Raw genomic sequence first — 2,572 nt, 5'->3', positions numbered from 1 at the left:
TGCAAGCCTTTTTTCCCATTTCATGAAAGATTTTACCCCAGAAAGACATGAGGCGATTGCTGAGTAGCTGAGAAGGTACTGCTGGTTTGTACAGGTTGGCCAGATCGAACCATCACATCGAGAGAGGATGATCTAGCTGTGGCCAGCAACTCTTTTTTTCCCAGGGGGTTATGAAAATGACGGGCAAAATGTTGATTGCGCTGACCATGCTCGTGATGGCACTTTCGTGTGCAACTTCTTCGCGACAGCAGGGAAAGGCAAATGAGCAACCAAAAGGCCAGCCGCCGAAGATAGTTGACTACTATGCGGTCGATGCCATCAGGCCAGGTGAAACCTGGAAGTTCTACCTGCATGCTGAAGATAAAGATGGGGACATGGAATACATTGCGGCCCTCATGTATGAACCTGGCGTGGGCTACTATCCAACCTCCACAACCTGGCTCAGTAAAGAGGAGGGACGGAAATTAGAGGGATACGTCTTTCTCCACATTCCTTCTGAACGGAATCTCATCGGCGACAAGGTGCAGCTCACTATAATGATTCGCGACCGGCAGCAAAACGGCAGCCAGGCTGTCAGGTTGACTCTGCTGTTCAAGGATGTGCCGCAAACGCCGCTGCCGGAAAAATGGCAGGCCGCTGCCGGCAATAAGCTGGGCAGTCTGAGCTTCAATCTTGGAGAGTCCACCCAGGAAATTGATCGCGAGTAGGTCCAGGAAGTTGACCCGCTGGCAGAGAGCAGATCCTGGAGTACAACTGTTGCCGAGCAGGGACAAGGTGCTTCATTACTGGATCTGCCTGGTTGGCATGGTGCAGGGAAATGGCGGCTCCTTCTATGGCCGATTATTACGCTCGAAAGCTTTCGGCCCGCAGACTGCAGCTGGTATATGATATTGCCCCAGCAAGAGTGAAGCGCTATCTGCAGGCTGAGATTGATTTTGTGCTGGCCAGGATCGCAGCCTGGCATGTTGTCCTGGAGTTGGGCTGCGGCTACGGGCGGGTGCTGCAGCCCCTGGCTCAAAAGGCAAAGAGTGTTTGCGGCATTGACACTTCACGAGAGTCGTTGCAGCTGGCCAGAAAATTCCTCCATGGTTCGCGATGCTGGTCACTGGCCCAGATGGACGCCGCCAATCTAGGCTTTCGGGACCACTGTTTTCATGTGGTAGTTTGCATCCAGAATGGCATCTCGGCATTTCAGGTTGATCAGAAGACTCTGGTGCGCGAGGCCGTGCGTGTGAGCCGCAAAGGAGGCAGGGTGTTGTTTTCCAGCTACTCAGAGCGCTTCTGGGAGCCGCGCTTGCAATGGTTTCGCATGCAGGCGGCCCACGGCTTGCTGGGCGAAATCGATGAGCAGGCTACAGGAAACGGGGTCATAGTCTGCAAGGATGGTTTCACGGCTACTACAGTGGGGCCCAACGAGTTTCTGGAGCTCGCTGCAGGCCTGGAGGTCAGTGCCAGTGTTACAGAGGTAGATGAATCCAGCATATTCCTGGAGATGACCGTGGAGTAAAAAACGCTGGCAAATTTTCAATTGCGTCTCTATCCTGTGCTCGAGGCAACAATTGCCGGGCAGAGTTTCGAGTGGCGAGCCTGTTGCACTACAACAATGACTTCGAAGGCAAGCTGGCCAGTATACCAGACATAATGGTCTCAGCACACTGATTTCAGGTCGTAACAATGCAGCTATTCCTGGAGCAGCTTCTCAATGGCATTGCCATTGGCTCAATATATGCCCTGGTAACTCTGGGACTTGCCCTGGTTTACGGCATCCTTCGCATTCTTCATGTGGCCCATGCCGCAGTCTACACGGTTGGCGCCTACGTGGGGGTGTTTATTTTCCAGTACAGCGGCAGCCTGTTGTTGGCCACCCTGGGCAGCATGGTGTTTTGCTCAATTCTGGGAGTTGCCATTGAACGGTTCGTCTACTTCCCTTTGCTGAAATACCCCCCCGTGGTCCCTCTCATAGGAAGCATAGCTGTTCTTCTGGCAGTGGAAGAGCTCTGTCGGCTGGTTGCCGGACCATATATCCTCACTTTTTCTGCAACCTTGCCTTTTCCTGAAATTCATGTAGCTGGCATCACCATCTCCTCCACCCTTTTTGCGGTGTACATCATCACCGCTGGGGTGCTGGCTCTGCTCTGGTTCATAAGCACGCGCACCGAACTGGGCCTTGCCATGCGGGCCACCTCTCAGGATATGGCAATAGCTGATACTGTGGGCATCAACAGCCATGCCATCATCAGTGTTACCTTTGTCATTGGCTCGGCCATTGCGGCAGTAGCGGGCATCCTGGTGGGCATCTATTACAATCAGGTCTATCCCACCATGGGCGAGGTGCCGGCTTACAAGACTCTCGCCCTGATAGTGGTTGGCGGCATGGGCTCTGTGCCGGGGGCGGTGCTGGCCTCACTGCTCCTGGGCATAGCAGAGACCATGCTGATTGGCTATGCAAATATCCCTCTCCCCAGAGATGCGCTCGCCTTTATCGCCATGATTGCTGTACTCATGTGGCGCTCGGAGGGGCTTCTTGGCTCGCGCTAGAGGGTGTTTATTGTTCGGGACTGAACGCGGCTGT

The 2,572-nt window shown here is 54.0% G+C and carries 3 protein-coding genes; all 3 read left to right on the top strand.

Translation table 11 applies throughout. From position 1 onward, the window contains the following. Positions 1-176 precede the first annotated feature (176 nt). A complete protein-coding gene (locus JRI89_17595; protein ID MBW2073046.1) occupies positions 177-707 on the top strand; it encodes a hypothetical protein in 531 nt (176 codons plus the stop codon). A gap of 125 nt (positions 708-832) precedes the next feature. Further along, positions 833-1,507: a class I SAM-dependent methyltransferase gene (locus tag JRI89_17590; GenBank protein ID MBW2073045.1), complete on the top strand. Its 675-nt coding sequence runs from the start codon at positions 833-835 to the stop codon at positions 1,505-1,507. 167 nt (positions 1,508-1,674) lie between these two features. Further along, on the top strand, positions 1,675-2,538 hold the full coding sequence (locus JRI89_17585) for a branched-chain amino acid ABC transporter permease (GenBank protein ID MBW2073044.1): 864 nt from the start codon (positions 1,675-1,677) through the stop codon (positions 2,536-2,538). Positions 2,539-2,572: the final 34 nt, after the last annotated feature.

The sequence above is a fragment of the Deltaproteobacteria bacterium genome (assembly GCA_019309045.1).
Classification (GTDB): domain Bacteria; phylum Desulfobacterota; class Syntrophobacteria; order BM002; family BM002; genus JAFDGZ01.
Note: the sequence above shows the minus strand (reverse complement) of the source record. Positions and strands in the feature narration are given on the sequence as shown.

Excerpts from the sequence above, each read along its gene's own strand:
- JRI89_17595 (MBW2073046.1), top strand. The coding sequence starts at position 177 with ATGACGGGCAAAATGTTGATTGCGCTGACCATGCTCGTGATGGCACTT.
- JRI89_17590 (MBW2073045.1), top strand. The coding sequence starts at position 833 with ATGGCCGATTATTACGCTCGAAAGCTTTCGGCCCGCAGACTGCAGCTG.
- JRI89_17585 (MBW2073044.1), top strand. The coding sequence starts at position 1,675 with ATGCAGCTATTCCTGGAGCAGCTTCTCAATGGCATTGCCATTGGCTCA.